This is a genomic window from Comamonas sp. FG99, assembly GCF_057808605.1.
Window position 1 is genome coordinate 1 of sequence record NZ_JBMDII010000083.1, and the last position, 1,199, is coordinate 1,199.

The 1,199-nt window shown below is 62.7% G+C and carries 1 protein-coding gene; it reads left to right on the forward strand.

Going from position 1 to position 1,199, the window contains the following annotated elements:
- Positions 1–59: 59 nt before the first annotated feature.
- Entirely contained in the window at positions 60–1,199 is a 1,140-nt protein-coding gene (locus ACODRX_RS25790; protein WP_488874399.1) for an IS630 family transposase, read from the forward strand.

The following is a 1,199-nucleotide window of genomic DNA, read 5'->3' on the forward strand; positions in this document are numbered from 1 at the left end:
TTTACTTAAAAGCCACCAACGGCGATGATGCCATCCAGCAAACCGACATGGAGGCCGGCATGGCACGAAAGACAGGACGAGCGGCGCTTGCGTTGAGCACCGAGCAGCGCACGATGCTGCAGGAGTTGGCGGGCTCGCGCACAGCAGCGCTGCGCGAGGTGGAGCGCGCCAAGGTGCTGCTGGCATATGCGCAAGGCAAGGCACCCACGGAGATACAGCGCCTGCTCGGAGTGTCGCGCCCCACGATCTACAAGTGCATCGACAAGGCGCTGGCTGCTGGCGTGAACACAGGCTTGCGTGATCGCTTCCACCGGCCCCATGCCCCGCAGATCAGCGATGAAGCCAAGGCCTGGGTGATCGATCTGGCGTGCCGCAAACCCAGCTCGCTGGGTATGGCCGCCGAACTGTGGACGCTGTCGGCCCTGGCTGGGTATGTGGCTTCGCACGCGATCTCGGCAGGCTTTCCACGCTTGGCCCGGGCTGGCAAGACAACCGTTTGGCGCATTCTTGATGCCCACGAACTCAAGCCCCACCGTGTGCACTACTACCTGGAGCAACGCGACGCGCAGTTCGAACGCAAGATGGCCGAGGTGCTCATGGTCTACCGCGACGTCAACCTGTACCGGGCCGATGCGGTGCATGACGCGCGGCCCACGCCGATCTACACCGTCAGCGTGGACGAGAAGCCCGGTGTGCAGGCGCTGGGCACGACGGCACCTGATCTGGCGCCAGTGCCAGGCCAGCACCCGGGCATCGGTCGCGATCACGAGTACGTGCGTCACGGCACCTTGTCGATCATTGCGGCACTGGACCTTCATAGCGGACAGATCATCGCCAACGTCGAGCCGCGCCATCGCAGCGTGGAGTTCATCGCGCTGCTGCGCCGACTGGACGAACACTATGCGCCCGAGGCCATCATCCGTGTCGTGCTGGACAACCACAGCGCGCACATCTCCAAAGAAACGATGGCCTACTTGGCCAGCCGTCCAGGTCGCTTCGAGTACGTCCACACTCCCAAGCACGGCTCTTGGCTCAATCTGGTCGAGTCCGCCTTCTCCAAGATGGCGCGCAGTTTCCTGCGCCACATTCGCGTGTCCTCGCTGGATGAGTTGAAGCAGCGCATCCTCAAGGGCATCGAAGAGATGAACGCTCAGCCGGTCCGATTCCAGTGGAAGAGCTTCGACTTTCAAATGACTTGA